The sequence below is a fragment of the Paenibacillus sp. FW507-14B1B genome (genome assembly GCF_058781425.1).
This window is the reverse complement of the sequence record NZ_JBYSWS010000001.1, coordinates 1-25983: the sequence shown is the minus strand read 5'-3', so window position 1 is coordinate 25983 and position 25983 is coordinate 1. Positions and strand designations below refer to the sequence as shown.

The window sequence follows — 25983 nt, the reverse complement described above, 5'->3', positions numbered from 1 at the left end:
TATTATGTCTGCATCTTGTATAACGCAGTATTCAAATATTATAGCAGAACATTGCTTTCATCCAAAATCAAGACCCATACGTCATGAACTTTCATTCTATAACATATCTTTATTCTTTCTTTAAAATAACAAAAGATACGAAATTAATCGTATCTCTTGTTCTATCACTATATAGACGGCATTACATTGCCACCACATACCGGAATATACGCCCCTGTTGTAAAAGATGCCAGATCAGACGCTAGGAATGCAACCATATTCGCTATTTCCTGATCCGTCCCTCTCCTCTTTAGGGGGACAGATGACTCATAAGATTCACTATGCTCCGTCCCATTCTCACGATCTCGATCACTTACAGTCCACCCAGGTGCCACTTGGTTGACCGTTATCCCATGTTCCCCAATCTCTTTTGCGAGCACCCGGTACACACCATCCATGCCGCGCTTACCAGCTACATAGGCAGACTGTGATGGGAAGTTTTGCATGGAACATTCCGTATTAATGCCAATCATTCGGCCGCCCTTTCGTTCAATCATTGCTGGTACAAAAGCCTTTGCAAGATAGACACTCTGCATCACACACGAATTAAACTGGCTCTCGTAATCTGATGGAGGTTGCGCTAATACCGATGTCCAAGCGTATTGCTCCACCGCGTTAGCAACAACAATATGAGGAAGATATCCATAATGTGCGAATACTTCATCCTTCATCTGAATAACGGATGATTGATCCGTGATGTCAGCTTGAACGATTAAAGCTTCTCTACCCAGTTCTTGAACTTCTTTCTGAAGTTCTTCCGCTTTTTCACGGCTACTTCGGTAATGAATGACCACATCTGCGCCACACTCAGCAAGCGTCCGCACCATGACCCGACCAAGTTGTCCCCCTGCTCCCGTTATTAAAGCAAGTTTACCTGTTAAATCGATGTTCATTATGATGGACTCCTCTCAAATATCTCTTTCATGTTGTATTCGATGGAAAGGATGGTGTTTCGGATCTCATTTATTCAGATTCATGATTTCGATGAATCGATATATTGTTTCAATTCTTTATTCAACTCAAGCAGCTTACGATAGTCATCATTCTTATTAATCTCTAGCGTAACTTCTGCGCCTTCCAAGGAATCGGGAACGTAGTAAACCTTAGAGAGTGATGATATTAACATTTCTGATTGCTTCATCATCTTGGAATAACTCGCCTGATCGTCTTCTGTTAATTTCCCATTCTTCGCATAACTTCTCTTGATTCCATTGGCTATCTGCTTCATATTCTTCGCAATCGGTGTCAACACTTGTGCATGAACCGCTTGATCTACAGTTTGAGAATGAGCCTCTATCACAGATAACGAGGTATAAAGATCTTCGATATGTTCTCTGTCTAGGGAGTTTTCTTTATTTTGCAGTATTGTACTATAACCGAACCATACTTGATATAACGATGAGCCTGTCACGCTCTCCAACGTGCCTTTAGCGCTGTACGCTGTGTTCTGTTCCTTCTTAAGGATCGTTGAACACACTAGGATAACAACAACCAACCCGGCTAAAATCAAATAAATACTGCGGCTTTTAATCAAAATGCTTCACTCCGAATATTGAACCTGATCATTACATCTCTCCTGTTCATTTCATGGAATTTTACACCATATCATTATAGATTGAATTAGCTTCTATGCCAATCCTGTACATTCCACACATCGGTTACCCAATCTTTATAAAATTCAGGCTCGTGGGAGACTAATATTATCGTCCCTTCATATTTCTCAAGAGCACCTTGTAATGATTTCTTCGCTTGAACGTCGAGATGATTCGTAGGTTCATCCAGAATAAGCACATTGCTAGGTGTAATCATTAATTTACTCAACCGGACCTTCGCTTGTTCACCACCACTCAATAGAGACATGGATCGACGAATATGCTTATCGGTCAACCCTGCGCTTGCGAGCGTCTGTCTAATTTCTTTTTGCGTCAGATCTGGACGAAAGCTCCATAAATGCTCTAATGGAGTCTCTTGAGGACTCTCAGATTCCTGTGCAAAATATCCTGCCTTAACTCCGTCACCGATCTGTATCGAGCCACTAAGCGGTGAAATGTCGCCAAGTAATGTTTTTAACATTGTGGATTTTCCGATTCCATTATGACCAGTAACTGCAATCTTTTCTCCTCGTTTTACTAGTAGATCCTTAGGTCCAAATAAAGATTTGCTGTAACCGATATGAATCTGCTGTGCCTCTATAGCCTTGTTTACTGGCTCTTGATGTACCGAAAACTTAAAACGAGGTATTGGGGCAGTCTTTTGAAGTTCAATGCGCTGCATTTTTGACAATACTTTTTCCCGGCTTTTCGCTTGTTTTGCATTACGATTTCGGTTTTTCTGAACAAAGGTTTCAAGCCTATCAATTTCTTTTTGCTGCCGGACATAGGCTTGTTGAAGCTGCTGTCGATTAAGTTCATAACGAGTTTTAAAAGCATCATAATTACCTGTGTAACGTTTGATAACCTGTTGCTCTAAGTGAAATATCGTACTCGTCACTTCATTCATGAACGATTCGTCATGGGATACAACGAGGTAAGCTGACTCATAACGCTTAAGATAAGAAATAAGCCACTCGATATGAACATCATCGAGATAATTTGTCGGTTCATCTAGCAGAAGGACTTCGGGCTGAGCGAGTAAAAGCTTTCCTAGCAACAGCTTTGTACGCTGACCACCACTCAGTTCACTTACATCCCGCTCCACACCCAGATCTAGTATGCCTAGTCCAGCTGCTACCTCTTGAATTTGTATATCCAATTGATAAAAACCGCTAATCTCTAAATTATTTTGAAGTTGACCGTACTGGGTTAAAAGAGTCTCCAAATCTTCTGAGCTAGAAGCCATCCGTTCAGCTATAGCTAGCATTTGACGTTCCTGATCATATAGATGACGGAATACGTCTTGCAGGGCTTTTATCACAGTCGTTCCAGCCTTCAAATCTTGGTGCTGCTGTAGGAATCCGACTTTAATACCGGAGTGCCACGTGACAGATCCAGAGTCCGGCATAATCTCTTCTGTCAAAATCCGAAGCAATGTAGATTTCCCAGCCCCATTACTTCCCACCAACCCTGCATGTTCTCCCGGCAATAGTCGGAAATCCAATCCATGAAATAGCTGTTTGTCTCCAAATGTATGGGTAAGTTGCTTTACATTAACAATACTCATCTCTATTCTCTCCTTTAGGTTTCAATTCAGAACCCAACCGAATAGAGCAATAGAAAGAACGATATTCATTTTTCACAAGCAGAAATAACTTCGCCGTCCTCCTATGATAAGGCAAGAAGTCTATCCACTATTATTTTTAGTATACAAAAAATGGGCAAGGTGAACTTACACCCTGCCCATTACAATATAACACTGTAAAGTCATGGAAGAATGACGTTCTCTTAGTCTACTGTTCTTCGGTTGGAATAGCATAAATGGGCAGACTTCTCCCGTCTATCCCAAATTCCGAACTAAAACAGTAGATAAAAAGAACATTTATCCTTCCTCCTCGCCCTCTTCGTGTTGATGAAATCATTATCTAGCATTTTGAATAATGCTTAGTAAAAAATACAAATAGAAGTATAACTTCTCTTTTCAAATTTTGTCAACATGTAAATACTACGGTAACTATCCTAATTCATTAATCTCCGGACCAGACGTCCTTAGCAAAGCGACCTTCGTCCTGGAGCTGTTGCATCCAATTAACCGCCTCTTTATCTTCCGCACCATGTATTGTCTTATATGCTTCTTGAAGCGTGGCTTCAACCTCTGGATCCATCTTTCTACCATCTCCGCATATATAGAGATGGCCACCCTGACGGTCCAACATATCAATGATGTGCGCGGATTGTTCTTTTAGCAAGTGCTGTACATATGTTTTTGGTGTCCCGTCACGTCTAGAGCATGCAACATGAAGCTTGACAAGTCCATTCTTCTCAAATTGCTCCATCTCAGATCTATAGATGTAGTCCATATCATTTCGGCACCCATAAAACAGATGTGCTTTACCTAACGCTATACCCTTCTGCTTCATCCTACTACGTGACTGTAAAAATCCACGGAATGGAGCAACTCCGGTTCCCGGTCCAACCATAATAATCGGAATTTCTGGATTGTCCGGCAGTCTAAAGCTTGATTCTGGTGTTCGAATGAACATCATAATCTCTTCTCCAGGTTGGAGATCCGTCAGATAGTTTGAAGCGACTCCGTAATACTCCCCTCTACCATTCCATGCAGAACCATGCACCACTCCTACCGTAATTGAAGCTGTATTCGGACTAACAAGAGGAGAGCTTGAGATGGAATAATATCTCGGTTTTAATGGCGGAAGCAACGCTAAGAACCGCTCAAATGGCATTTCACAAGCCTCGTATTGCTCAAGTAGGTCTAGCATACTCAAGCGTTTATTCAGAACCTGACTTGTATAGACCGTTTCCTCAAGAAGTGCTTCCAATTCTCGCTTATGCGGAGGACACGTTGTATAAGCTGCAAGCTCTCGTATTTGGGAACGGCTAGCTGATTCTTGTACCTCAACACTATGACTAAGCAAATCATATAAGCTTACTGGGCGTTCCAGAGGAAGGTGAGCTTCACTCCGACCACTGGACGAAAGAACTAGCAATTCATTTCCGTTTAAATTAAAACGCCGCAATATCCGTTCCACATTCAAACGACTGTTCGCAGGCAAAACGCCAAGATGATCGCCTTCTGCATAGGTTACTCCTTCGGGAAGTGCAATCTCAATATGAGTGGTACGGCGGCCGCTTTCAGGTGCTTGAAGCCCACGATTCTCTTTGATTGCAGCTTGGAAAGCATCATAGGCTTGCGCAAGCGGAGCTCCGGCTACACCATGAACAAACTTTACATTGAGCGAGTTTCTTTCTATTTCCGCTGCTCGATTTAGGGATAGATCAAACACTTTTATCAGGTCTGTCCATAATTGGCTTTTCCAAGCATCTAGATGCGATTCGAAATCCCCACTGGCATCACCCTCGCCCCGTACCGAGATTCGGTCAGCTCCCTTCTTCTCCAGTAACTCGTCTATCATTCTAGGCACTGCCTGATACGTAGTTGACCAAGTCCGATCCCCGCATCCAAATACCGCAAATTTCACCCCTTTTAGTTCATCCTTCTCTAGTTGCTCCATCCATTGTACAAATTCTCTGGCGTTACTAGCAGGCTTACCATTGTAGGATGCGGCAACAATAACGACAGCACCTTCCCTTGGAAGATTGTTGATTCGACTGTTTAATGCAGCAGCTTCTGCTTTAATTCCTTGAAGCTTCGCAATATCTGCAATTTCTCTAGCAATACTCTCAGCTGTTCCAAGATTAGAACCGTATAGCACAAGTAGAGGAATTGAATTTTCTTCTGTCACCGATACACCTTGAATAACATCGCTTTTCAGTAAGCTATGATTTTCAATGGGATCACTTGACTGTAGTGGATTTTGAATCACTTTTTGCTCACGAGCATGAACTTTTATTTCAAAATCATCAGGCTTTAACGTTAATGATTCCTTCACCTTTAGCTGATAATGATGATGATCAATAAATTCGAAATGCTTCAAAATCATCCCTAATACCAGGGTAGCTTCATGTAAAGCGAACTGTTGTCCGATGCAAGCTCTTTGACCATTTCCAAATGGTTTATAGGCATGAACATGCACCTTGCTTTGATCCTGGAAGCGTTCTGGGCGGAAATCATCTACATCATCACCCCATGCTAGCGGATCTCGATGAAGCTTAGGAATCAAGACATTGACACTCTCACCTTTATGCAGCTGGAACTTACCTGCTAGCATTGTATCTTCTTTGGCATATACCGAAAATGCCGGTGCTGTCGGCCACAGACGCAACGATTCATTCAGAATCATTCGAATGTATTTCAAGTCCAGAACTTGTTTATACGTTGGGATGGGTCCGGTCAGAATCCGATCGACCTCTTCATAGGCTTTTTGCAGTACTTCAGGATTATTCATAAGATAATAAACCGCAAAGGATAAAAGTCCGCTCGTAGTTTCATGACCCGCAATTAGAAAAGTGATAATCTGATACCGTATATTTTCATCATCCAAGCCTTCCCCGGACTCAGGATCTTTACTTAATAGCATTTGAGAGAGTAAATCCCCTGTCTCCTTATCTTCACCTGATTTACGTTCAGAAATGATTTGATCCACTAAGGAGAACATCGTTTCAACATCTTGAGTAAACTGCCGTTTGGTCATTACCATCAGCTTATCTTGAATTCCAAGCCGACTTAATTGGCTCATCGCTTCATCAAGCGCCCTAACCATGCTCGTTATGAACGGATGGGGCTGTTCACGGTAAAAACTATTAAAACGGTAATTAAATCCGCATAGCCCGATCGTATCCAGCGTAAGCCTGGTCATGTCTTCTGGTACATTGACACTTTCATCCGGATTCAAACGGGTCCACTTTTGAACTAGCTGAACGGCTATGTCTACCATCATTGAATGATAGCCCTGCATCGCTCTTTGACTAAAGCTGGGGATGAGGATGTTATGTGCTTTTTGCCAGTTTGGCTCTTCCGTCCAGCTGGTAAATAGACCATCTCCACCAAATGAACGTACTTTTTGAAGTGGTGCCCATACTCTTTTGTCAAAACGGTCTTCATCACAAGCATCTGCCACAAGTTCCTCGCTTGAAATATATATATCGTTCCGCCCTTTTGGATATTGCATCCGAAATATGGGACCAAGATCATAGGCAAGTTTCGTCAAGGATTGAATAGGCTTTTCTGTATCTAATAACGGTAAATTTCCTAAAGGACCATACGTCTTGGGTTGCGGAATTTGAAATCTCTGATTGATTGACATAATTAATCTCCTCCTTTATTTCTCACATGAATGACTATCGTTTTTAGGATCTAATGGCTTGCTTAGCCACTGAATGAAATGCAGCACCTCTCTCTAATATCAAGCGTATATTATTATTTTGAGTTTTATATAATCTCTTAAAATAACAGTAACATATGTTAATTGCGCCATAAAATGTACTAAAAGTACACATGACTCAACTGTGAGTACAGTAGCCGAATAGTTACATCTTGGAAGCTACTAAATTTGACCATGCACATGAAGGAAACTATACTAAATATTCAGGAAATAAATAGAATGAAGGATTAACTTAACTACAAGTATAGTGAAAGAGGAATCTTCATGAATATTGAACAACTGAAATATGTTAGGCGAGTCGCGAGTAGTGGCTCTTTTACCCAAGCAGCTCAGTCATGTCATGTTACGGTTACTGGCATCAGTCGTGCAGTTTCACAACTGGAAGCTGAATTAGGAATCAAAATATTTACCCGCTCACGCAGCGGTGCCGTTCCAACACATGAAGGAAAAATGATCATAAGTAAAGCGAATCTCATATTAAATCAATTGGATGAGTTAATTTCTGAAGCGAATAGCTATAAAGAAATGAATGAAGCGAAGCTGCGTATCTCTACAATTCCTGGTCCAACATCCATTCTTATCGATGTGTTAACGGGCTTACGCAAAGAGTTTCCAAATATTCGTCTCCATATTTCTGAACAAGGTACGACTACAGTATTAGATGATGTTAGGTCAGGTCGGAGTGATGTAGGGTTCGTTCTGTTTAGCGAGGAGATGATGCTTAAGCATCGAGGTTTGCACTTCGAACAACTTGTGAACGGTCAATTAGCACTTGGAGTAAGTAAACACTCCCCGCTTGCATCCTTGAAAAGTGTCACGGTCAAAGACCTGCACTTAAGCCAGTTCGTATTGTATAACGATCCTTATATCATCGATTACGTGGAACATCTAGGTAATTCGGTTGATGTCCTATTCACTAGCAATAATATCGAATCTATTATGAAAGCAGTTAACGAAAATATAGCAGTCACTTTAGGAACAGATTATTCGTTTCGCGCGAACCCGCTCGTTGATCAAGGAGATGTCCTCCCTATACCACTAGAGATGTCTCATCACGAGATACCCTACCTGTGGTCAGTCTCATCCTTAGATAACCAATCGTCTAAAGCCGCTCAGATATTTGTCAAACGAATGATTAACTTACTGCAAAGATATCAGTGAACAAACATGATTATTTCAAAAAGATATATTGAAAAAAACACCTAGGCTGTAAAATGGCGTTGGTCTAAGGCATGCACCATTTTTGGCATCAAAAAAAGAAACCGTACCTCAATTATTACCGAGGAACGGTTTCTTTTTCCATTCAGATAGCTACTTTAGAAAAAAAATACTAGACAACATTAACACTAAACGTTTTCTATTTGTCGAACAAAGTTATAATTAAATCGAGATGTCTAATAAGGGTTTAATATGCTGATCAGCTGCATTTAGTTGATTAGAAAACCTCTTAGAATTCTCGTATTCTTTAGGTAAAACACTTAGAAATAGTTTAATCTGATCGACTACTTTTAACAGCACTTCGGGATCAACATCATCACTAATAATTTGTTGTCTAACGAGAGATTCATAACGATGCCTAAATATCATAAAATCATTTGCTAGTTCTTCCATATCACTAAAATTTTCAGTATTTTCTTTAAGTTGAATTAATCGGTCATTCACAAAAATAATGATTGTGTACACATCAAACATTTGAGAAGCATCATCAAGTTTTGCCCCATTTGTTTGAGAAAGCGTCCTATCTAACGTCTGTACACTTGAAACGAAGCTAGCATAATAATCCGATCTAGCCTTAACTTCCTTCTTACTACTTAAGCTGTTAATTGATATCATGATTGAAGTGATGGTCAAGAAAACGACAACAACTATGATAACTTTAGAATGTTTTTTTGCATTAAGTATAATCCACCTCATTGTTACCAAATATTTAGCCATAAATATAATCCCAGGAGCGTGATAAACAGGGTTGGGACAGTCAGTATCACACCTATTTTAAAATAAGCGCCCCATCCAATCTTCAAACCTTTATTGGAAAGAACATGGAGCCACAATAAGGTGGCAAGAGATCCAATTGGCGTAATCTTCGGACCCAGATCTGATCCGATTACATTGGCATAGATTAAAGCTTCGCGTATTGACGCTGAGGTATGTGTCGCATCAATAGCAAGCGCATCAATCATCACCGTTGGTAGATTGTTCATTACCGAAGACAGAATAGCCGCTATAAAGCCCATACTCATTGTTGCTATAAACATACCTTGATTAGCTGCAGCCTGTAGTAAATCAGTAAGGGAATCCGTTAATCCTGCGTTCCGCAGGCCATATACGACAACATACATTCCTATAGAGAAAAATACAATTGTCCATGGTGCCCCCTTGATCACTTCATTCGTTTGAACAGCAGGGCTTTTTCGTGCCATTAGAAGGAAGAACATCGTAACTATGATCGCTACAACGGAGACAGGGATATCAAAATACTCACTGATAAAATAACCGATGAGAAGCAGTATGAGGACAATCCAGGACATTTGAAACATCTTTTTATCCAGAATAACACTGGATGGTTCTTTTAGCTGACTCCCATCATACCGACTCGGAAAACTCTTTCGAAAGAATACATATAGAACTAATATACTTGCGCCTAATGAAAACAAGTTAGGAACAATCATATGGCCTGCGTATTCCATGAAACTGATGCCAAAGAAATCTGCAGACACAATGTTCACCAGATTGCTTACAACAAGCGGTAGTGAAGTCGTATCGGCAATAAAGCCGCTTGCAATAATGAACGGAAATAGTTTTTTCTCATCGAATTGAAGAGCACGCACCATAGCAAGCACGATCGGGGTCAGAATCAAAGCTGCTCCATCATTCGCAAAAAATGCTGAGACTACCGCACCCAGAAGTGATATGTAAATAAACATTCGTACACCATTGCCTTTGGCTGCATGGGCCATATGTAAAGCTGCCCATTCGAAAAAGCCAATCTTGTCAAGAATTAATGAAATCAAAATAATAGCAACAAAAGTTAAGGTGGCGTTCCATACTATTTGTGTTACATCCCATACATCTTGAAAATCAACCACGCCAGCAATTAGTGCAACCGCAGCTCCGCCACAAGCAGACCAACCAATAGATAGGTTTCTAGGCTGCCAAATAACGAGCACCAGTGTCACTATAAAAATTAACCCAGCAAGAAAAAATGAGTTCAATGCAGTAACCTCCGCGTAAAATTAAGCTATCTGTCATGATAGTCCGTTCGTAATTATATAATCACTTACTTATATAGGCAACATAAATTTTATAAAGTTAACATTCATTTCAAGCAAAAAGCCGCTTCCTATGAAAGGAAGCGGCTTTTTATTTTGTTTTATTTTACAGACACCGTCACAGTAACTGTCTTCGTACCTACCTTTGCTTTGATGCGGGAAGTTCCTTTAGCGAGTACCTCAATTCTGCCTTCGGAAACTTTAGCTACGGAAGGATTACTGCTTGTCCATTCAGCATTACTAGTAACATTGCTTGTCTTTCCAGTGTCGTAAGTTGCTGTCAATACTAAAGTCTTGATATCACCAGGCGATAAATTCAACTTTTTCTCGTTAGCAGCCACCTTCATCAATTTCGGAACCACATTCACTTTCAGACTTACTTGAATCTCTTGATAAGAACCACTGATCGTTGCTGTCCCTTCACCAACGGACTTGATGGAGGATCTAGTTACAGTGGCTACAGATGTATCTGAGGAGACCCAGTCAATCTTCGTAGAAAGGGATACGGTCTTTCCATTCGCGTAATAACCTGTTGCCTTAATAGACTTCGTTCTCTTAAGGTTCAGTTCAATCGTCTCAGGGTCAACAACAATTTTCACGACTTCTTGCTCAACGGAAACTGGAATTTTGATACTTTGATTCAGATAAGTACCTTTCAGTACCGTAGAACCCCTTACCAGTCCCTTGATTTCAGTATCCTTAATGACAGCTGCTGTACCGGTTAATGACCATTCTACTTTGCTCGTTACATCCTCTTCTTCACCATTCTCGAGCACTGCTGTAACTTTAGGCAATTCAGCCGCTTTACCAGTTACAATTACATAATTCTCTATTGAAGGTAAGAGAACAAGTACTTTCTCATCTACGATAACCGTTACCTCAGCAACTTGCTTATTGCCGATTTTACCTGTCAGAATGGCTTCCCCTTCGGCCTTAGCTTTCATCTTACCTTCATCCACTGTAACGACGGTATCGTCACTAGTTGTCCACTCCACTGATTTTGTGAAATCCTGTTTCTCATCATCCAGAAGTGTCCCTGTTACCTTAGGTACGGATTGAGAATCGTCTTTAAGTAGTTTGACTTCCTTCTCTTCAACGGTAAATTCCTTAACGGTTGGGAAGACCGTCACCCGGAATTCTTTCGAAATGCCGAGATAGGATACTTTAATTGTTGAACTTCCCGTCGCTCTTGCTGTGATCTTACCTCCATCCACAGTTACTGCTAGCGGATTGGATGAAGTCCAGGTTGCTTCTACGGGCTCAGACTTTGTCGCTGCATTACGAACAGAAGTCTTAATTGTTGTTGTGTCATTTAAAAACATAAGCGCATTCTTAACGAAATCTGTCTGATCCAAGATCAACGCTTCGTAAGGATTTCTAACGTAAACATCGATTGTTGCCGTGGTTCCCAAGTAGGTAGCAGTAATCGTTGCCTTACCCAATGCAACAGGCTCCAGCTTACCATCTACAATCTTTGCAACAGCGTTATCGGAAGACTTAAGTTCCGCTTTATCTGTTACTAGAGTACCTAAACCCGTTTCTGAATCCGAAGTTTTAGCGTATACCTTAAGCTCTACAGCATTATCGCCTACAAGAAGCTCTTGATCCGCACTTGGAGAGATGACTAATTTCTCATACGGTGAGATGACTTTCACTTTAAATGAAGCACTAAGGCCCTTATAAGTAGCTGTTATTGTTGCACTACCTCTACCGATCAGCTTCAACTGTCCTTTATCAACAGTGACGACAGCTTCATCAGATGAAGTCCATTTGGCTTCTGTACTCACATCATTCGTACCATCAGCCAGCGCTTTTACAGAAAGGCCTTCGGTACCAAGCTTGTACTCCACCTCAGCTGCTTGATCGATCTTGAACTCTTCAGCCGCATATTTAGATACAACTTTAATAGTCGCAATGGAGCCTTTGTACTTCGCAGTAATCGTTGCCGTACCTTTGTCAAGCGGAGTTAGAAGACCTCCATCAACTTTAACGATTTTAGTGCTAGATGACGTCCACGTTGCCTCATTTGTCACATCTTTCTTGGTGGTAGAACCTTCGATATTTGCCAGAACTCGAAGCTGTCTGGTCGTTTCCGTAACTGTAAGATGAATCTCACTCTCTTCCGTGTCAAACGTGATCGATGTTAAATCCCCATTCGCAGCGAATACACTGGTTGGAAACACCATAGCCAACATCATCACAATAACTAGAGATAACTTGGTTGTTCTCCTGTTAGCAATCATTCATTTCTCTCCTTTGTTCCTCTGTTACACAGGTATTTTCCAGTACTATACCAGTTTATCGACATTAATCTCATCGATTGTTACCTTTATGATAAAAAATAGGTAGAAAGTCGTTATAGGAAATAGAACTTTATACCGAGTCAATCTACATTTTTTCAAAATATTACCGATAAAACTTATACACACGTTGTTACGTGATACATATACATAAAGGAGATTATTTCACACATGAAAAGAATTACCGCTTTAGTCCTATTAGCCATGCTCACCTTTGTTACACCACTCTATGCTGCCGCAAGTGCACCTAAAATGTTAGCTTTTACGAATCAGAGCAGCCAATCTTTCATTCCAGTCGGAGTCCTGAAGGGCTATGATGGAATCAAGGTTCAATATACTTCTGCTCAGAAAAAAATTGATATTACGAAGAAAGACACCAAACTTTCCCTTTATCTCGGTTCAAAAACAGCTTATGTCAATGGCAAGAAAGTTGCTATTAAAGGAGCCCCCTTCAAAGAGGCAGGTAATACATATGTTCCACTTCAATTTGTCAGCCAGTATCTAAATCTTAAAATCACATGGAATAAGGATACTTCTTCTGTTGTCATTACCGAGGGAGATATCGCTGCTTCTCTCCCTGTTCTTTCCGGGAAATCGATTGCAGCAGCGAACGGTAAACCGATCGTCACAGCTCGAAAATCCTTTAAAGTAGGATCTCGCACCTTCAGTGCACAGACGGTCACAATCTCCCTACTTCATCCTGATGTCGAACTGGATGTCGCTCTAGCAGGTAATCAAGTCGGTAAAGTTGAAGATTTACGTAGTATAGCTAAACGTAATAATGCTGTGGTCGCCATGAATGGTACATTCTTTGATGCTTATACATCTGGCTCCTACAAAGCTCCATATGGCTATATTGTAGGTAAAGGAAAGCTTCTAAAAGATAGCCCTGCGGACAAGCGCACCGTATTCACCTTTGATTCTAACAACCTAACTCAATTAGTCCCTGGGCTTGATTTCAAAGATCATTTCTTACAAGGTAAGTCTACAGGCGCAATACAAGCCGGACCACGGTTGGTTGTGAATGGCAAAGTGTCACTGGATGTGAAGAAGGAAGGCTTTAAAGACCCTAAGATCCTAACCGGTGGTGGAGCAAGAAGCGCTCTTGGTATAACAAAAGATCATAAACTCATTCTATTAACAACCGGTGGCGCAACGATTCCTCAACTGGCTGAGATCATGAAACAGGCCGGCGCCTACCAAGCGATGAATCTTGACGGTGGTGCATCGAGCGGGCTTTATTACAATGGTTCATACATAACGGCTCCTGGTCGCCAGATCAGTAATGCGATTATTGTGAAACTAAACAAATAAACTGATCATACATAAAGAAGCCGCTCTATAAAGAGCGACTTCTTTTTTTACACGCAACTTTAGTTTTTAAAAGCGTTCCGGAAATCATTCATTACTCTCCGTTGTCTTTCAATGTAATTCCATACCCAGAAGATAAGCAGCAGAGATGCTGCAAGATATACAATTGGAATCACTAAGTCCAATTCGGTTAATAGAAATGCAAAAACTAATAGTAATCCGTTAAAAAGATGATTTATTGCCGTATGTGCATTACTCGGAATGATATCTGCGGCATTTTTATCATAATTACTCCATGCATAACGAATCGCTTGAAACGCGAATGGTACGGACAAGAAAGCAAAGTATAGTGTAAATGGCGCATAGTCAAGAACTGGCAAGATTCCGATAATGATATATCCAGCGACGAAGCAGGATATCAGGATGTTTCTAGCTTTTTTCTTACCAACACGTACAACAAGTGTATTTTTCCCCGTCTTCGCATCTGATTCAGCATCTGGAAACTGGTTGATCAAAAGTACGTTAGATATAAACAATGCAACCGGTAATGATATTAAGAATGCTTGAAGGGAATAAGCCCCGGTCTGTACATAGAAAGCACCCATTGTCATAAACACACCATACGTTGTTGCAATTAATACTTCAGCAATGCCTGGCGCCATATTAATGAAGGAGAACTTACCCTTCTCGCTAGTATAGAACACCCCGGCAATGATCCCATAGAGAATGAGTGGAATCAGTCCCCATCCGCTAACGAATACTAAGTAAATGCCGATAAGAGTAGCAATGACGGTTAATAACAAACCGAAGAACCCCATATCCGATCTGGATATCAGCCCAAGCTGAATCATTCGTGACCCACCTGTGAATGGCCGCATTCCAGCACTGTTTTCACTGTCCCGCTCCGCATCCTTCCAGTCGTTTATCATATTCGTTCCAGCTTGAATCATAATTGCCCCGATCAATGTAAGTAGAAAAATGCCAACATTCAAATGATGAACACTCGACAATGCAAGGGCTCCGCCAAGAAGAATCGGAACTAACGTAGCTGTAAGTGATAGCGGCCTTACCGCCTCTTTCCATGCACGTGCTTTAGCACGAACATCATCCCATACGCTGAATGATTCACGATTCTCGCTAAAGTCAAATACCGTAGGTGGTTCACCCTGCAAGATTTCAGGAACAAAGCGATATTTTACTATGAAAGGACAGATTCGAATGAATTCAAGCTTATCCAGTGCTCCGATTTCTGTAAACTGAGCAACGATTGGCGATCTCGTCTTCAGCAGCTGAGCCGCAATATCACGTTCTCCTTCGTCTTTCAGCACTTCCGCCCGGCCAATAATTTCGCATTCTTCCATCTGTAAGAACTCTTCGCCTTGATGAATAAGCAGTGCCGTCTCAGGGATGTTGCTCCACTGGATAACCTTCGGGTCGCCCTTCATACTTGTCACATAAATATTAAAATGCGCGTCCACCGCAAAATGCATCATTCGCTGCCGCGGAGATCCCATATTCGAGGTACCGATAGCAGCTACTTCAGCACGCGACAAAAACTCGATGACCTCTTCTTTACTGCGTATAGCCATGATTGTATTCCCCATTTCCAATATTACATTAATCAAACTATATAATTGTAGTAGGAATGGGCGAAAAAATCCATGGAATTTTTATAATAGTTTAGTAGATCTTATCCTTCATTAATTCATCTATCGTGGTTTGAATGATAATTTGAAGCCCTTTTAACATCGTATCTTGATGCATTGTGGGCATTGAAGGCTTGTCTGCAGCCATCTCAATGGAAGCTGGAAAATGAATAAATCCGCCTAGTTTCGGTACCTGATTTATACGCATGTGATCGAGCAACGCATACATCGTGTTATTACAAATATAAGTCCCCGCCGAATTAGATATCGAGGCAGGTATCCCCTGATCCCGGAGTTGTTCAACCATCTTACGAATCGGCAGATTTGTAAATAGACCATCCGGATGATCTGGATGAATGGGCTCATCCTGTGGTCTTAAACCTCTGTTATCTGGATATGGTGAATCCGGTGCTATATCTTTGATATTGATAGCAACACGCTCAGGTGTAATAGCCGTTCGACCCGCTGCAACACCGCATGCAATAACTGCATCTGGTTCGAATGACTTAATCTCTTGCAAGATAAGGTTAGCACACTCATCAAAATAAACGGGAAGAAGCAATGTTCTTATCTCCACATCTTTGAATGATACAAGAGCTATATCCTGAATTAATTGTTCTGTTGGATTCATCGTACTACCACCAAAAGGCTCAAAACCTGATATCAATATTTTCATGAGTAGGTCCCCCTAGAAAGCTAATCGATGTTTTTATTTCACCTTACCAACCGCTTGTATAATGATTCCTTCGTCCAAAAGACGAGCTCGGAGCTGTTGTGCAAACATGACTGCATGAGCACCATCTCCATGAATACATACCGTGTCCGCTTGAATAGGGACTGATTTTCCTGAAATAGATTTAACGTAACCGTCCTTCACCATTCCCAGAACTTGTTGCACCGCATGATCTGTATCTGTGATTAATGAACCTGACATTCGTCTCGGTGTTAACGTTCCATCATCTTGATACGTACGATCGGCGAACACTTCACTTGCCGTGCGTAGCCCAATCTGTTGTCCCGCTTCTATCATTGCACTACCTGACAAGCCATAGAGAATAAGATTTGAATCAATAGCGTAGATAGCTGCTGCTATAGCATCCGCTAGAGCTTTTGAGGTAGCTGCCATATTGTACAGAGCACCATGAGGTTTCACGTGGTGAAGCACACCCCCTTCTTGCTTAACGAACACCTGTAGTGCACCAATCTGGTAAGTTACCATATCAAAAGCTTCATCGGGCGAAATATCCATATTTCTTCTCCCAAACCCAGCCAAATCGGGCAATCCAGGATGTGCACCGATCGCAGCCCCTTGTTGCAAAGCTAGCTTCACGGTTGAACGCATGACGGATGGATCTCCTGCATGAAATCCACATGCAATATTAGCAGAGGTAACATGTTCAAGTAGAACTGCATCTGCTCCCAAGCAATACACACCAAAACTCTCGCCCATATCACAATTTAGATCAATTTTCAGCATGATGCTCCTCCTTTAACTTTTGTTGAATGATCATTGCAAGTAGACGAATTTCACGCCCCCAATTGATAAAAGCCTGTTCTGCTTCACGTTGTGATATCTCACAGAATCGGATTGAACCGCCCGGGGGAATTTGTGCAACAACAGGAATATCAATACTTGCCGTTTGTGCAATTTTCGGATATCCACCATGAGTCTGTCGATCTGCCATCAATATAATGGGCTGTCCATCTGCAGGGACTTGAATCGTTCCCATCGTTACAGCTTCAGATATGTATTCCTTTGGAGATTTCAAAGTAAGAGGCGTTCCCGAAATCCGATAACCCATTCGGTCTGATTGCGGCGTTACTATAAATCTTTCTTTAAATAGAGCTTCCCGGCTTATATCATTAAAATCATCAAATTGATTCCCACGTATCACTCGGACAACTGGATGATTATGATATGATGGAATTTGTGCTTGAGGGATAGACCATTTTAACGAAAAAAATGACGCTTGTTCATCCATACGATATGGTCGTTTCGTGAACCAACCCTGCTTCACCTGTATCTCATCACCAGCCCTTAGAGCTCTCCCTTGATAGCCACCTATTCCCGCTCGAATATATGTACTATAGCTCCCCATCATTTCTCTAACAGCTATACCGCCTGATATCGCTAAGTATGATCGACAACCGATAACTGGTTTATTAAAGGTAAGCGTACTGCCACTACGCACGAATACAGAACGCCACATCGGGACATCAAAACCATCCAATTGAGGTGTAAGGTTTCCCCCTGTAATAGCAATCCAATGATCTGCTTCAAAATAGGCCGCAAACCCATTCCATGTTATTTCAAGCGTAGCTTCCTGATCCGTATTCCCAACTAGCCAGTTCGCAGCTCGGTGAGAAAAGTTATCCATCGCGCCTGACACTATAACCCCGTATTTGCCATAATGTGTTCTCCCTAAATCCTGAACTGTGGCCAGCAATCCAGGTTTCGTAATAACGATACTCATCTTTCATCACCCTTCAGAAGTTCGAACTCCCTCTCCTCAATCGGCCGAAACCGTATATGTTGACCACCTTCTAACAGTATAGGCGGATAACGCTCAGGCTGGAACAACGAGAGTGGTGTACGTCCTATGATCTGCCAGCCACCTGGCGTTTCTATCGGATAAATTCCCGTCTGATTACCTGCAATTCCAACAGAGCCTGCGGGGACTTTAAATCGGGGTGTTGTTTTTCTTGGGGTAGCAATCGCCTCCGGTACTCCACCTACATAGGGGAATCCAGGAGCAAATCCTATGGCATAAATCAGATAATCCTGCCCACTATGTATCTCTATCACCTGTTTCGGTGTTAATCCGTTAATAGCCGCTACAGATTCCAAATCAGGACCATAATCTCCACCGTAACAAACAGGGATTTCAACGATTACGGGGTCTTTCTCCGCTTGAATGTCGATCTTGTCTAATCTTTCACGCAGCAACTTACAGACATATTCAAATACGGATATAGATTCATCATTTTTTTGAATTTCCAAGAGATCATAAAGAACAGTAACTGTCGTAAAAGATGGAACGCATTCAATAAACCCAGGAAACGGGTGGTCTTCGATATTCTGAGTGGTAGCCTGAACCTTCAAGTGCACTGAACGATTTATGGCATCACCGAACTGAATAAGTACCGCAGAATCACCCAAAGGAAGCATCGCTGTAGGTGTAATCATCTTGTTAACCTCCTTAATTAAACCTTTAGTTCCACTGTCTATATGATATCAGAGAAGAGGTTATGTAGAACAATGGAATATGAACTAGATAAAATGACAAAAGAAACAGCCCTCCAGCACGATATAGTGCATTAAAGGCTGTTGTTGTCTCATGAATATTATATCTTTTACAGCGAATTAATCTCTTTAGATTCACCTTTAGCTGTTACAGAATTAAGCTGTTCGAGGTTCAGTAGTCTTGTTTTCATATCCAGCCCGCCTCGATAACCGGTAAGCGAACCATTTTTCCCAATAACTCGATGACAAGGTACCGTGATTAATAGCGGATTTGCTCCAATAGCTGTTCCTACCGCTCTTACCGATGCAGGTTTCTGTATGTGACTCGCAATATCCGAGTAGGATTGTGTTATTCCATATGGGATTTCGGTTAGTGCTTTCCAGACTAACATTTGAAAGGGTGTTCCTATAACATCGATCGGCAGACTAAAAGTCAGACGTTCTCCCATTAAATATTCATGAAGCTCTTGAACATAGGGCTCAAGTCGTTTGTTGTCTTGAATAAGAGGGGCACCCATTCTGCGCACCTGTACCCACTGCTTCAGTTCATCGATCGATGAATGGTTGGAACCTACGAAGCAAAGTCCTTGCCACGTCGATGCCATGTGCAGACTCCAGTTATTACTTGTATACAAAGTCCAGTAAACAGGTGAAGTCTTAGTATTATTCGTTCCCATAGTTAACGCTTTCCCTCCCTTTTAGATGAAAGAAGTTGCTGGCGATACGCTTTAGGGGTATGCCCAGTCTTCTTTTTAAACATTGTAATAAAATAGGGTACATTAGCCATGCCCACATGCTGAGCGATCTTGGAAACTGACATTTCGGTATGTTCCAAATACGCTTTTGCGTGTTCGATCCGCTTCTGTTGCACATATTCCACAGGGGTCATTCCTGTCACTCTTTTGAACGTTCGCTGTAAATGATATGGACTCCCATGACAATAACCGGCGAGATGTTCAAGTGTAATCACCTCTGCAAAGTTGCTATCTATATAAGACTTAATTTGTTCTACCCATTCCCGGTCTGGCAATCGTTCACCTGTAGGTTTACATCGTTTGCAAGGTCGGAAATGTGCAGAAATAGCCTGTTCTGCATTTAGAAAAATGCGCACATTGGACTTCACGGGCTCTTTTGACTTACATGAAGGTTTGCAGAAGATCCCCGTGGTTTGAACCGCATAAATGAACCGATCATCATACCTGGAATCATTCTGAATAATTGCTGTCCACTGTTCTTCTGATGGTTCCTTACCAATGGGTTGATCTAACTTGGCTTGAAACTTTCTGTCATTTCGATCCATTACATATTTCACCTCCCAACACAGTATAACCTTCGCTAAGGGCGTATGTACGCTTTTCAGAATGTAAGAGCAAGATAATGAAATTTCATAGAGCTATAATAGGTTACAACTAATATACTAGAAAACATCTGATACACTGGAGGCTGAAGAATGATTCAAGAATTAAAATGGATAGATCTAGAGAACCAAATCAAACTGCCGGTACCATCTGAATTCAGCTTTAAAGAGAATTTAAAATATGTATCCAGATCAACTAATGAATGCTTACTGAGAATACATGAAGATACCATATATAAAGCAATCTCGCTAGGAACGAACATATATGTCCTTCAGATCTCTGACGATGTTGAATTATCACAGACGCTGAATGTCGCCTTTCTAGGCCCGAATATCCCTACCTCTGTCGAACGACAAGAGATCGCTTTATATGTAAGAGAATGGTTTGATCTGGATACCGACTTAGCCCCTTTCTATCAAATGGCTAAACAAGATCGTCTTCTAGCGCAGGCTGTCGATGAATTTTACGGTTTACGCAATATGGGTATTCCTGATTTATTTGAGGCCATTTGCTGGGGGATTATCGGTCAACAGATCAACCTGACCTTTGCATATACACTAAAGCGAAGACTCGTTGAGAAGTATGGCCGTAGTATACAACATGAAGGTGTACTGTACTGGCTGTTTCCTACACCAGAAGCTATTGCTTGCTTAACCGTTGAAGAGATGGAAGAGCTTAGGATGACCGTCAAAAAACGTGAATATCTCATCAATATTGCACGTCTTTGTGTAAGTGGAGCACTCACAAAAGAATCATTAATTCTTGCCGGTGACTGTAAAACAGCAGAAAAAATGCTGGTTCGCATACGCGGGATTGGGCCATGGACGGCTAATTATGTATTGATGCGTTGTCTAAGATATGCATCTGCTTTTCCAATCGATGATGTAGGATTACATAATGCAATTAAGCATGTCCTTCAGATCGATTCTAAACCAACGAAAGAACAGCTCTATGAATTTTCGAACGGTTGGAAGAACTGGGAAGCGTATGCTACATTTTATCTATGGAGATTCCTGTACTAATCTTTTCTTGATGATCTAGAGGTTTTGCATAAATTTAGCCTTAGATGGGACACTAATACATGTTACAAATTACACGAGGAGGTGTCTACATGAGTAAATCCAATCCGAATGAACTATCCAAGTCCGAGGTGTATAACACGAAGTTGAACAAAATGCCTGTACCAGGTGAAGGATTAGACGATACAGAATTTTCTGCTGAAGAAGCGGCAGAGGTATTTATGAACAATCCGTCCTCTGAGAAAACTTCGAAGAATCAGCAATAACATAAGTAAAGACCTCACGAGCATCCATCAAGGACGCCATGAGGTCTTTCTTCAATTGTTTACTCTCCCCTTCTATCCAACCTCTTTAATCTAAACCCTACACTTGACCACAACACTTCTTAAACTTCAGACCGCTGCCACAGATACATTCATCATTTCTCCCAGGTATTGCACGACCCGTCATCTTATATCTCTGTAAACGTTCAGCACGCAAACTTTTTGCAAGAGTATTCATTCTAGCGTAGGCATACTCATAGAACATCTTATAGCTTTCACAGAAATAATCTTTTTGTGTCCGATCATTTACATCTAACCAGTTCCGATTACGTGGACATCCTCCATGGCATAACTTAACAAAATGACAAGTATGACATGCCTCGTTCATATCTGGTTTCAATGTCAAAAAATCCTCATAAAGGGGACTGGATAGTAACTCTTCCAGCTTCAATTCGCCAATATTGCCAAGCTTATGTTCTTCATCAATAAAAAAATCACAAGGGAAGGCATCACCATTAGACTCTAGTACGAGCATTTTCGGACAACGCTCACGATGGACACAGAGCTCCGCTTGGTGATTCAAAAGTACTGCCAGCATGTTATCAAAAATCCGGATAGATAAATCTGGATTTCCATCGTTATACCACAGATCAAAAGCACGACATAAAAACGTACCGTAAGCCTCAGGGGTAATCCGAAAACGTCCAGGTTGACCTGACTCCTGAGACCTGAAATCCATACACGGAATAAACTGAATAAAATCAAATTTCTGTTCACGATAAAACGAAATCAATTCTTCCGGCTTTGTCACATTATCCTCATGGATTACGGATAGGATATTAAATTCCACACCTGCTTGCCGTAAATGATCAATGCCTCGCATCACTAGCTCATAACTTCCTTTACCAGATCCCGTGACACGATGACCATCGTGGATTAACTTAGGCCCATCTAGACTAACGCCGATCAGAAAATGATATGTACGAAAGAAATTAGCCCATTGTTCATTGATCAACGTAGCATTGGTCTGTAAGGCATTACTGATCGAAGTATGTGGTGGCGCATACTGAGCCTGGAGAGAGACCGCATTTTCAAAAAAAGAAAGACCAGCTAACAACGGTTCCCCTCCCTGCCATGCAAAAGAGGCAAACCCTTTCGATTGTCGCATGTATTGTTTTATAAAACGCTTTAACAGCGCTGGTTCCATCGTACGAACAGGCTGATGAACCTTGCCACCACAAGAGCTGTAATAGCAATAATCACATGCCAGATTACAATCCTCAGAAACGGTTTTTAGCATAACACCAATATTCTGTCCCACTAATCAATCTCTCCTTCCTAAAAAAAGATTCATGAATAGATCGTACTATGCCCTCAAATACTTCACATTGTGATTAACTACATCTTTTTCGTAGGAATAATAATATTTCATGAACTTTTCGCGATATCATAATTACTTAACGCAATTCTAGTGTGAAGATTCATCTAGTTTAGATCGTTCCTGCACGAACGCTGACCAAACATGTTAAACTATTTAGGTACGAATCACATCATTCATGGAGGAAGATACATATGAGTTCATTTGAAACGATGTTAGAGAAATATGCAGAGCTTGTCATTCGAGTGGGTGTGAATATTCAACCCGGACAAGTCCTTATCGTAAATGCACCTTTGGAAACCGTAGAATTAACCCGATTCATTGTATCCAAGGCTTATGAAGCTGGGGCAAAATACGTTCAAGTAGATTGGGATGATGAACGAATTACTCGTATTCGTTACGAGAAAGCGCCAGATGATTCTTTTGGTTACTATCCAAAATGGCAGGCCGACATGATGGAACAGCTTGCTGAGGGGGGTGGAGCCGTTCTTCATATTAAGGTACCAGACCCTGAATTATTCCGTGGAATTGATTCCGCTAAAGTATCTACAGCAGTTAAAGCAGCTTCTATAGCTAGAGAAAAGTACCAGTCCTACGTTCGTAACAATCAAGTAAGCTGGTCTCTGATAAAAGCACCTACACGCGCTTGGGCGAATAAAGTGTTCGCAGATCTACCTGAAGATAAACGTCTGGATGCGATGTGGGAAGCTGTCTTCCAGATGAACCGAGTGCATACGGAGGACCCGGTAGCAGCTTGGCAGGAGCATATCAGTGAACTCAAAAAGAAACAAGAGTATATGAATGCAAAACGTTATAAGAGTTTTCATTACCGTGCACCCGGTACCGATTTGCATGTCGAAATGCCAGAAGGCTATCTGTGGCTTGGTGGTGGGGATTATAACGAGTCTGGGGTGTATTTTGTTGCTAATATGCCTACAGAGGAGATTTACACCATGCCATTACGAACAGGTGTAAACGGAACCGTCACGAGCACTCTTCCTCTTAACTTGAACGGAAGACTTGTTGAAGGAATCACATTAACTTTTAAAGATGGCAAAGTCGTTGAATATAATGCAACATCCGGTCGTGAGCATCTCACATCTTTGCTTGAGACGGATGAAGGAGCTTCTTATCTCGGAGAGATGGCACTTGTTCCTTACGATTCCCCTATTTCTCGATTGAACCGTGTCTTTTATAATACGGGTGTTGATGAGAATGCTTCTTGCCACTTCGCACTTGGTAGTGCATACCCCGTAAATATTGAGGGTGGAACTAAACTGAGTAAAGACGAACTGGTTGCTAGAGGTGCTAATGTGAGCTTAACACATGTTGATTTTATGATTGGTTCTGCTGAACTTGAAATTGATGGGCAACTTCCTGATGGAACAATCGAGCCGGTATTCCGCAATGGTAACTGGGCAGAATAAGAAGTAAAAAAAGGACCTGCAATGAAAATGCAGGTCCTTCTTTTCTATATCGTCTATTAAAATGCTGTGGAACAGAATGGCTTTACATTATTTTTCAAGCAACTTCTAAGTAAAGATATAGCTTTCAAATCGCTTGCATGTATTTTGCCATATTGATACAGCTTATCTACGTCTACAACCCCCATGAACAATGAAGAAAAATCCGAGATATTCATTTCGATGCTCGCTGCTTCTTCTACTTCCCCCATTGTCACAGACACAGATCCATTATCAATGTGTAGCGAAAACCTCTCATCCGATGAGAAAGAATCTGTAATCTTGAATTGTAAAGTCAGAGGTTCAGCACTATAGATAGCTCCGGTTAATCCAAGTTCGATCATGAACTTAGGAATATCAATAATTTTGTACATCAATCCCACACCGGATATGTGACTTTCGTGAAATACACTTGGAATTAGACGTTCACTTCCGTTCCGTGGATCTTCTATCCAATGTTCAATCATATCATCCTGTGTTGACCACACAATACGATGAATCTGGTCATTTTGCGTATGTAAAAAAGTACCTAACTGCTTCAATGCCTCTGGTGACTCATACACAAACTCTTGTATAACTAGATCATTAAGTAGGAAGTTGTCTGTATTCACATTTTTAAAGTTAAAAATGATATATCCCTTTAGTTCACCATTCTCCATGTATCCGATCCCTTTAGTTCCAGCAGTACTTAATATAGAGTCTAGCTCATACGTGGTCTTGAATATCATACCGTGTGTAGTGCTTGCATGACGATCACTGCACTCTTTTATCTGATTTATATGTGTATGCTCAAGCCATACTAAGCCCTGCTTAACGGATACCTTAGGAATACTATCTGGCTTGATGTAATATTGATTCATTTTGGTGCCATACCCAAACCCCATCTTCTTATAGAAGTCTGGCCTAAACGGGTACAGAAGCACGATAGAAATGCCTTTACTTTTACAATGTGCGATAAAATATTCAATCATCTCTTTCGCAGCTCGCTCTTTCTTGTGAAGTATATCTACCGCCACCTGGCCTACACCGCCCACCTGAATCATACGGCCATAAAGATTCATTGAATATTCATGAACCCGCATCCCTGCAATCAAGCGATCTTCCCGATATAATCCATAATAATTTACATTGTCTATATTGTTCTGGATCTTAGTCATTCTAGATATTTGCCGTTCTCTGAACTCCGTTCCAGAGATAACTCTTGCTGGATATGCATTTAAAGCAATGTCTACAAAAGAAGGAATCTCGCTTGACTCTAACTTACGAATAATCGAATGCATCATAGACTTCCTTTCCGCGGCTAATCCACTCAAGATCTGTACAAGATGAGCTATCTCCCTAACGATAGCAAGCAGTCTTCATTTGCACAAGAACTCTTTCAACAAAATAGTAATCAAATCTTAAAAAAACACAAAAAGATGTTGGATAGGAATCCAACATCTTAGTGCAACATAGTATCGGGATGACACGATTTGAACATGCGACCCCCTGGTCCCAAACCAGGTGCTCTACCAAGCTGAGCTACATCCCGTAATATATATAGAAAGCGGACGACGGGAATCGAACCCGCGACCCTCGCCTTGGCAAGGCGATGCTCTACCGCTGAGCCACGTCCGCGAAAGCATGGTGCGCGTGAAGGGACTCGAACCCCCACGTCGTGAAACGCTAGATCCTAAGTCTAGTGCGTCTGCCAATTCCGCCACACGCGCACAAGTTAAAACAATGGTGAGCCATGAAGGACTCGAACCTTCGACACCCTGATTAAAAGTCAGGTGCTCTACCAACTGAGCTAATGGCT

21 protein-coding genes and 3 tRNA genes are annotated in these 25983 nt (G+C 41.4%); 5 read left to right on the top strand and 19 right to left on the bottom strand.

Annotated features, from left to right (window positions below):
* Positions 1 to 167: 167 nt before the first annotated feature.
* The 4 genes from AC3WJJ_RS00120 to AC3WJJ_RS00105 form a co-directional block, all read right to left on the bottom strand.
* Positions 168 to 932, bottom strand: coding sequence for an SDR family NAD(P)-dependent oxidoreductase (locus AC3WJJ_RS00120; protein WP_492536885.1), 765 nt, complete (start codon positions 930 to 932; stop codon positions 168 to 170).
* An 80-nt stretch (positions 933 to 1012) separates the two neighbouring features.
* Entirely contained in the window at positions 1013 to 1573 is a 561-nt protein-coding gene (locus AC3WJJ_RS00115) for a hypothetical protein (RefSeq protein ID WP_492536883.1), read from the bottom strand.
* 86 nt (positions 1574 to 1659) lie between these two features.
* Positions 1660 to 3198 carry an ABC-F family ATP-binding cassette domain-containing protein gene (locus AC3WJJ_RS00110; RefSeq protein ID WP_492536881.1) on the bottom strand — a complete coding sequence of 513 codons (1539 nt, stop codon included), beginning with the start codon at positions 3196 to 3198 and terminating at the stop codon, positions 1660 to 1662.
* A 460-nt stretch (positions 3199 to 3658) separates the two neighbouring features.
* Positions 3659 to 6856, bottom strand: coding sequence for a bifunctional cytochrome P450/NADPH--P450 reductase (locus AC3WJJ_RS00105; protein ID WP_492536879.1), 3198 nt, complete (start codon positions 6854 to 6856; stop codon positions 3659 to 3661).
* Between the two features lie 342 nt (positions 6857 to 7198).
* Here AC3WJJ_RS00105 and AC3WJJ_RS00100 point away from each other — a divergent pair, with 342 nt between their 5' ends.
* Positions 7199 to 8095, top strand: coding sequence for a LysR family transcriptional regulator (locus tag AC3WJJ_RS00100; protein WP_492536878.1), 897 nt, complete (start codon positions 7199 to 7201; stop codon positions 8093 to 8095).
* A 219-nt stretch (positions 8096 to 8314) separates the two neighbouring features.
* Here the strand turns inward: AC3WJJ_RS00100 and AC3WJJ_RS00095 are convergent, their stop codons facing one another.
* The 3 genes from AC3WJJ_RS00095 to AC3WJJ_RS00085 form a co-directional block, all read right to left on the bottom strand.
* Positions 8315 to 8869, bottom strand: a complete 555-nt coding sequence (locus AC3WJJ_RS00095) for a hypothetical protein (protein WP_492536876.1) — start codon at positions 8867 to 8869, stop codon at positions 8315 to 8317.
* Positions 8851 to 10146: an arsenic transporter gene (locus AC3WJJ_RS00090; RefSeq protein WP_492536874.1), complete on the bottom strand. Its 1296-nt coding sequence runs from the start codon at positions 10144 to 10146 to the stop codon at positions 8851 to 8853. The genes AC3WJJ_RS00095 and AC3WJJ_RS00090 overlap by 19 nt, the downstream gene beginning before the upstream one ends.
* A 158-nt stretch (positions 10147 to 10304) precedes the next feature.
* Entirely contained in the window at positions 10305 to 12446 is a 2142-nt protein-coding gene (locus AC3WJJ_RS00085) for a hypothetical protein (RefSeq protein WP_492536872.1), read from the bottom strand.
* 228 nt (positions 12447 to 12674) lie between these two features.
* Here AC3WJJ_RS00085 and AC3WJJ_RS00080 point away from each other — a divergent pair, with 228 nt between their 5' ends.
* The gene (locus AC3WJJ_RS00080; RefSeq protein WP_492536870.1) at positions 12675 to 13817 is read left to right on the top strand and encodes a phosphodiester glycosidase family protein; all 1143 of its coding nucleotides are present in this window, start codon (positions 12675 to 12677) and stop codon (positions 13815 to 13817) included.
* Positions 13818 to 13876: 59 nt separating this feature from the next.
* Here AC3WJJ_RS00080 and AC3WJJ_RS00075 read toward each other — a convergent pair whose 3' ends face one another.
* The 7 genes from AC3WJJ_RS00075 to AC3WJJ_RS00045 form a co-directional block, all read right to left on the bottom strand.
* A complete protein-coding gene (locus AC3WJJ_RS00075) occupies positions 13877 to 15403 on the bottom strand; it encodes a UbiA family prenyltransferase (RefSeq protein ID WP_492536868.1) in 1527 nt (508 codons plus the stop codon).
* Positions 15404 to 15494: 91 nt separating this feature from the next.
* Complete coding sequence (locus AC3WJJ_RS00070; protein ID WP_492536866.1) at positions 15495 to 16136, bottom strand: pyroglutamyl-peptidase I; 642 nt, start codon at positions 16134 to 16136, stop codon at positions 15495 to 15497.
* A gap of 33 nt (positions 16137 to 16169) precedes the next feature.
* On the bottom strand, positions 16170 to 16937 hold the full coding sequence (locus tag AC3WJJ_RS00065; RefSeq protein ID WP_492536864.1) for a LamB/YcsF family protein: 768 nt from the start codon (positions 16935 to 16937) through the stop codon (positions 16170 to 16172).
* Positions 16924 to 17934 (bottom strand): 5-oxoprolinase subunit C family protein, encoded by a 1011-nt coding sequence (locus AC3WJJ_RS00060; RefSeq protein ID WP_492536862.1) that lies wholly within the window; start codon positions 17932 to 17934, stop codon positions 16924 to 16926. The genes AC3WJJ_RS00065 and AC3WJJ_RS00060 overlap by 14 nt, the downstream gene beginning before the upstream one ends.
* On the bottom strand, positions 17931 to 18647 hold the full coding sequence (gene pxpB, locus AC3WJJ_RS00055) for a 5-oxoprolinase subunit PxpB (protein ID WP_492536860.1): 717 nt from the start codon (positions 18645 to 18647) through the stop codon (positions 17931 to 17933). Before pxpB ends, AC3WJJ_RS00060 begins: the two co-directional genes overlap by 4 nt.
* A 167-nt stretch (positions 18648 to 18814) precedes the next feature.
* Positions 18815 to 19381, bottom strand: a complete 567-nt coding sequence (locus tag AC3WJJ_RS00050) for a methylated-DNA--[protein]-cysteine S-methyltransferase (protein ID WP_492536858.1) — start codon at positions 19379 to 19381, stop codon at positions 18815 to 18817.
* 2 nt (positions 19382 to 19383) lie between these two features.
* Complete coding sequence (locus AC3WJJ_RS00045) at positions 19384 to 20004, bottom strand: bifunctional transcriptional activator/DNA repair enzyme AdaA (RefSeq protein WP_492536856.1); 621 nt, start codon at positions 20002 to 20004, stop codon at positions 19384 to 19386.
* Between the two features lie 150 nt (positions 20005 to 20154).
* Between AC3WJJ_RS00045 and AC3WJJ_RS00040 the strand changes: the two genes are divergently transcribed.
* Positions 20155 to 21084, top strand: a complete 930-nt coding sequence (locus AC3WJJ_RS00040; RefSeq protein ID WP_492536854.1) for a DNA-3-methyladenine glycosylase 2 — start codon at positions 20155 to 20157, stop codon at positions 21082 to 21084.
* 89 nt (positions 21085 to 21173) lie between these two features.
* Complete coding sequence (locus AC3WJJ_RS00035; RefSeq protein ID WP_422656997.1) at positions 21174 to 21347, top strand: hypothetical protein; 174 nt, start codon at positions 21174 to 21176, stop codon at positions 21345 to 21347.
* A 97-nt stretch (positions 21348 to 21444) separates the two neighbouring features.
* Here the strand turns inward: AC3WJJ_RS00035 and AC3WJJ_RS00030 are convergent, their stop codons facing one another.
* The gene (locus AC3WJJ_RS00030; RefSeq protein WP_492536852.1) at positions 21445 to 22665 is read right to left on the bottom strand and encodes an anaerobic sulfatase maturase; all 1221 of its coding nucleotides are present in this window, start codon (positions 22663 to 22665) and stop codon (positions 21445 to 21447) included.
* Between the two features lie 251 nt (positions 22666 to 22916).
* Here AC3WJJ_RS00030 and AC3WJJ_RS00025 point away from each other — a divergent pair, with 251 nt between their 5' ends.
* Positions 22917 to 24149 (top strand): aminopeptidase, encoded by a 1233-nt coding sequence (locus AC3WJJ_RS00025; RefSeq protein WP_492536850.1) that lies wholly within the window; start codon positions 22917 to 22919, stop codon positions 24147 to 24149.
* A gap of 56 nt (positions 24150 to 24205) precedes the next feature.
* Here AC3WJJ_RS00025 and AC3WJJ_RS00020 read toward each other — a convergent pair whose 3' ends face one another.
* From AC3WJJ_RS00020 to AC3WJJ_RS00005, 4 genes are all read right to left on the bottom strand, one after another.
* Positions 24206 to 25465 (bottom strand): GNAT family N-acetyltransferase, encoded by a 1260-nt coding sequence (locus tag AC3WJJ_RS00020; RefSeq protein WP_492536848.1) that lies wholly within the window; start codon positions 25463 to 25465, stop codon positions 24206 to 24208.
* Positions 25466 to 25642: 177 nt separating this feature from the next.
* A tRNA-Pro gene (locus AC3WJJ_RS00015) sits at positions 25643 to 25716 on the bottom strand.
* Between the two features lie 14 nt (positions 25717 to 25730).
* Positions 25731 to 25802, bottom strand: a tRNA-Gly gene (locus tag AC3WJJ_RS00010).
* A gap of 7 nt (positions 25803 to 25809) precedes the next feature.
* Positions 25810 to 25894, bottom strand: a tRNA-Leu gene (locus AC3WJJ_RS00005).
* Positions 25895 to 25983 lie beyond the last annotated feature (89 nt).

What these genes read in the sequence shown, in the direction of transcription:
- AC3WJJ_RS00045 (WP_492536856.1), bottom strand. Translation starts at nt 20,004, where the DNA reads ATGGATCGAAATGACAGAAAGTTTCAAGCCAAGTTAGATCAACCCATT.
- AC3WJJ_RS00110 (WP_492536881.1), bottom strand. Translation starts at nt 3,198, where the DNA reads ATGAGTATTGTTAATGTAAAGCAACTTACCCATACATTTGGAGACAAA.
- AC3WJJ_RS00025 (WP_492536850.1), top strand. Translation starts at nt 22,917, where the DNA reads ATGAGTTCATTTGAAACGATGTTAGAGAAATATGCAGAGCTTGTCATT.
- AC3WJJ_RS00080 (WP_492536870.1), top strand. Translation starts at nt 12,675, where the DNA reads ATGAAAAGAATTACCGCTTTAGTCCTATTAGCCATGCTCACCTTTGTT.
- AC3WJJ_RS00060 (WP_492536862.1), bottom strand. Translation starts at nt 17,934, where the DNA reads ATGAGTATCGTTATTACGAAACCTGGATTGCTGGCCACAGTTCAGGAT.
- AC3WJJ_RS00075 (WP_492536868.1), bottom strand. Translation starts at nt 15,403, where the DNA reads ATGGCTATACGCAGTAAAGAAGAGGTCATCGAGTTTTTGTCGCGTGCT.
- AC3WJJ_RS00050 (WP_492536858.1), bottom strand. Translation starts at nt 19,381, where the DNA reads ATGGGAACGAATAATACTAAGACTTCACCTGTTTACTGGACTTTGTAT.
- AC3WJJ_RS00040 (WP_492536854.1), top strand. Translation starts at nt 20,155, where the DNA reads ATGATTCAAGAATTAAAATGGATAGATCTAGAGAACCAAATCAAACTG.
- AC3WJJ_RS00105 (WP_492536879.1), bottom strand. Translation starts at nt 6,856, where the DNA reads ATGTCAATCAATCAGAGATTTCAAATTCCGCAACCCAAGACGTATGGT.
- AC3WJJ_RS00120 (WP_492536885.1), bottom strand. Translation starts at nt 932, where the DNA reads ATGAACATCGATTTAACAGGTAAACTTGCTTTAATAACGGGAGCAGGG.
- AC3WJJ_RS00095 (WP_492536876.1), bottom strand. Translation starts at nt 8,869, where the DNA reads ATGGCTAAATATTTGGTAACAATGAGGTGGATTATACTTAATGCAAAA.
- AC3WJJ_RS00035 (WP_422656997.1), top strand. Translation starts at nt 21,174, where the DNA reads ATGAGTAAATCCAATCCGAATGAACTATCCAAGTCCGAGGTGTATAAC.
- AC3WJJ_RS00100 (WP_492536878.1), top strand. Translation starts at nt 7,199, where the DNA reads ATGAATATTGAACAACTGAAATATGTTAGGCGAGTCGCGAGTAGTGGC.
- AC3WJJ_RS00020 (WP_492536848.1), bottom strand. Translation starts at nt 25,465, where the DNA reads ATGCATTCGATTATTCGTAAGTTAGAGTCAAGCGAGATTCCTTCTTTT.
- AC3WJJ_RS00065 (WP_492536864.1), bottom strand. Translation starts at nt 16,937, where the DNA reads ATGCTGAAAATTGATCTAAATTGTGATATGGGCGAGAGTTTTGGTGTG.
- AC3WJJ_RS00070 (WP_492536866.1), bottom strand. Translation starts at nt 16,136, where the DNA reads ATGAAAATATTGATATCAGGTTTTGAGCCTTTTGGTGGTAGTACGATG.
- pxpB (WP_492536860.1), bottom strand. Translation starts at nt 18,647, where the DNA reads ATGATTACACCTACAGCGATGCTTCCTTTGGGTGATTCTGCGGTACTT.
- AC3WJJ_RS00085 (WP_492536872.1), bottom strand. Translation starts at nt 12,446, where the DNA reads ATGATTGCTAACAGGAGAACAACCAAGTTATCTCTAGTTATTGTGATG.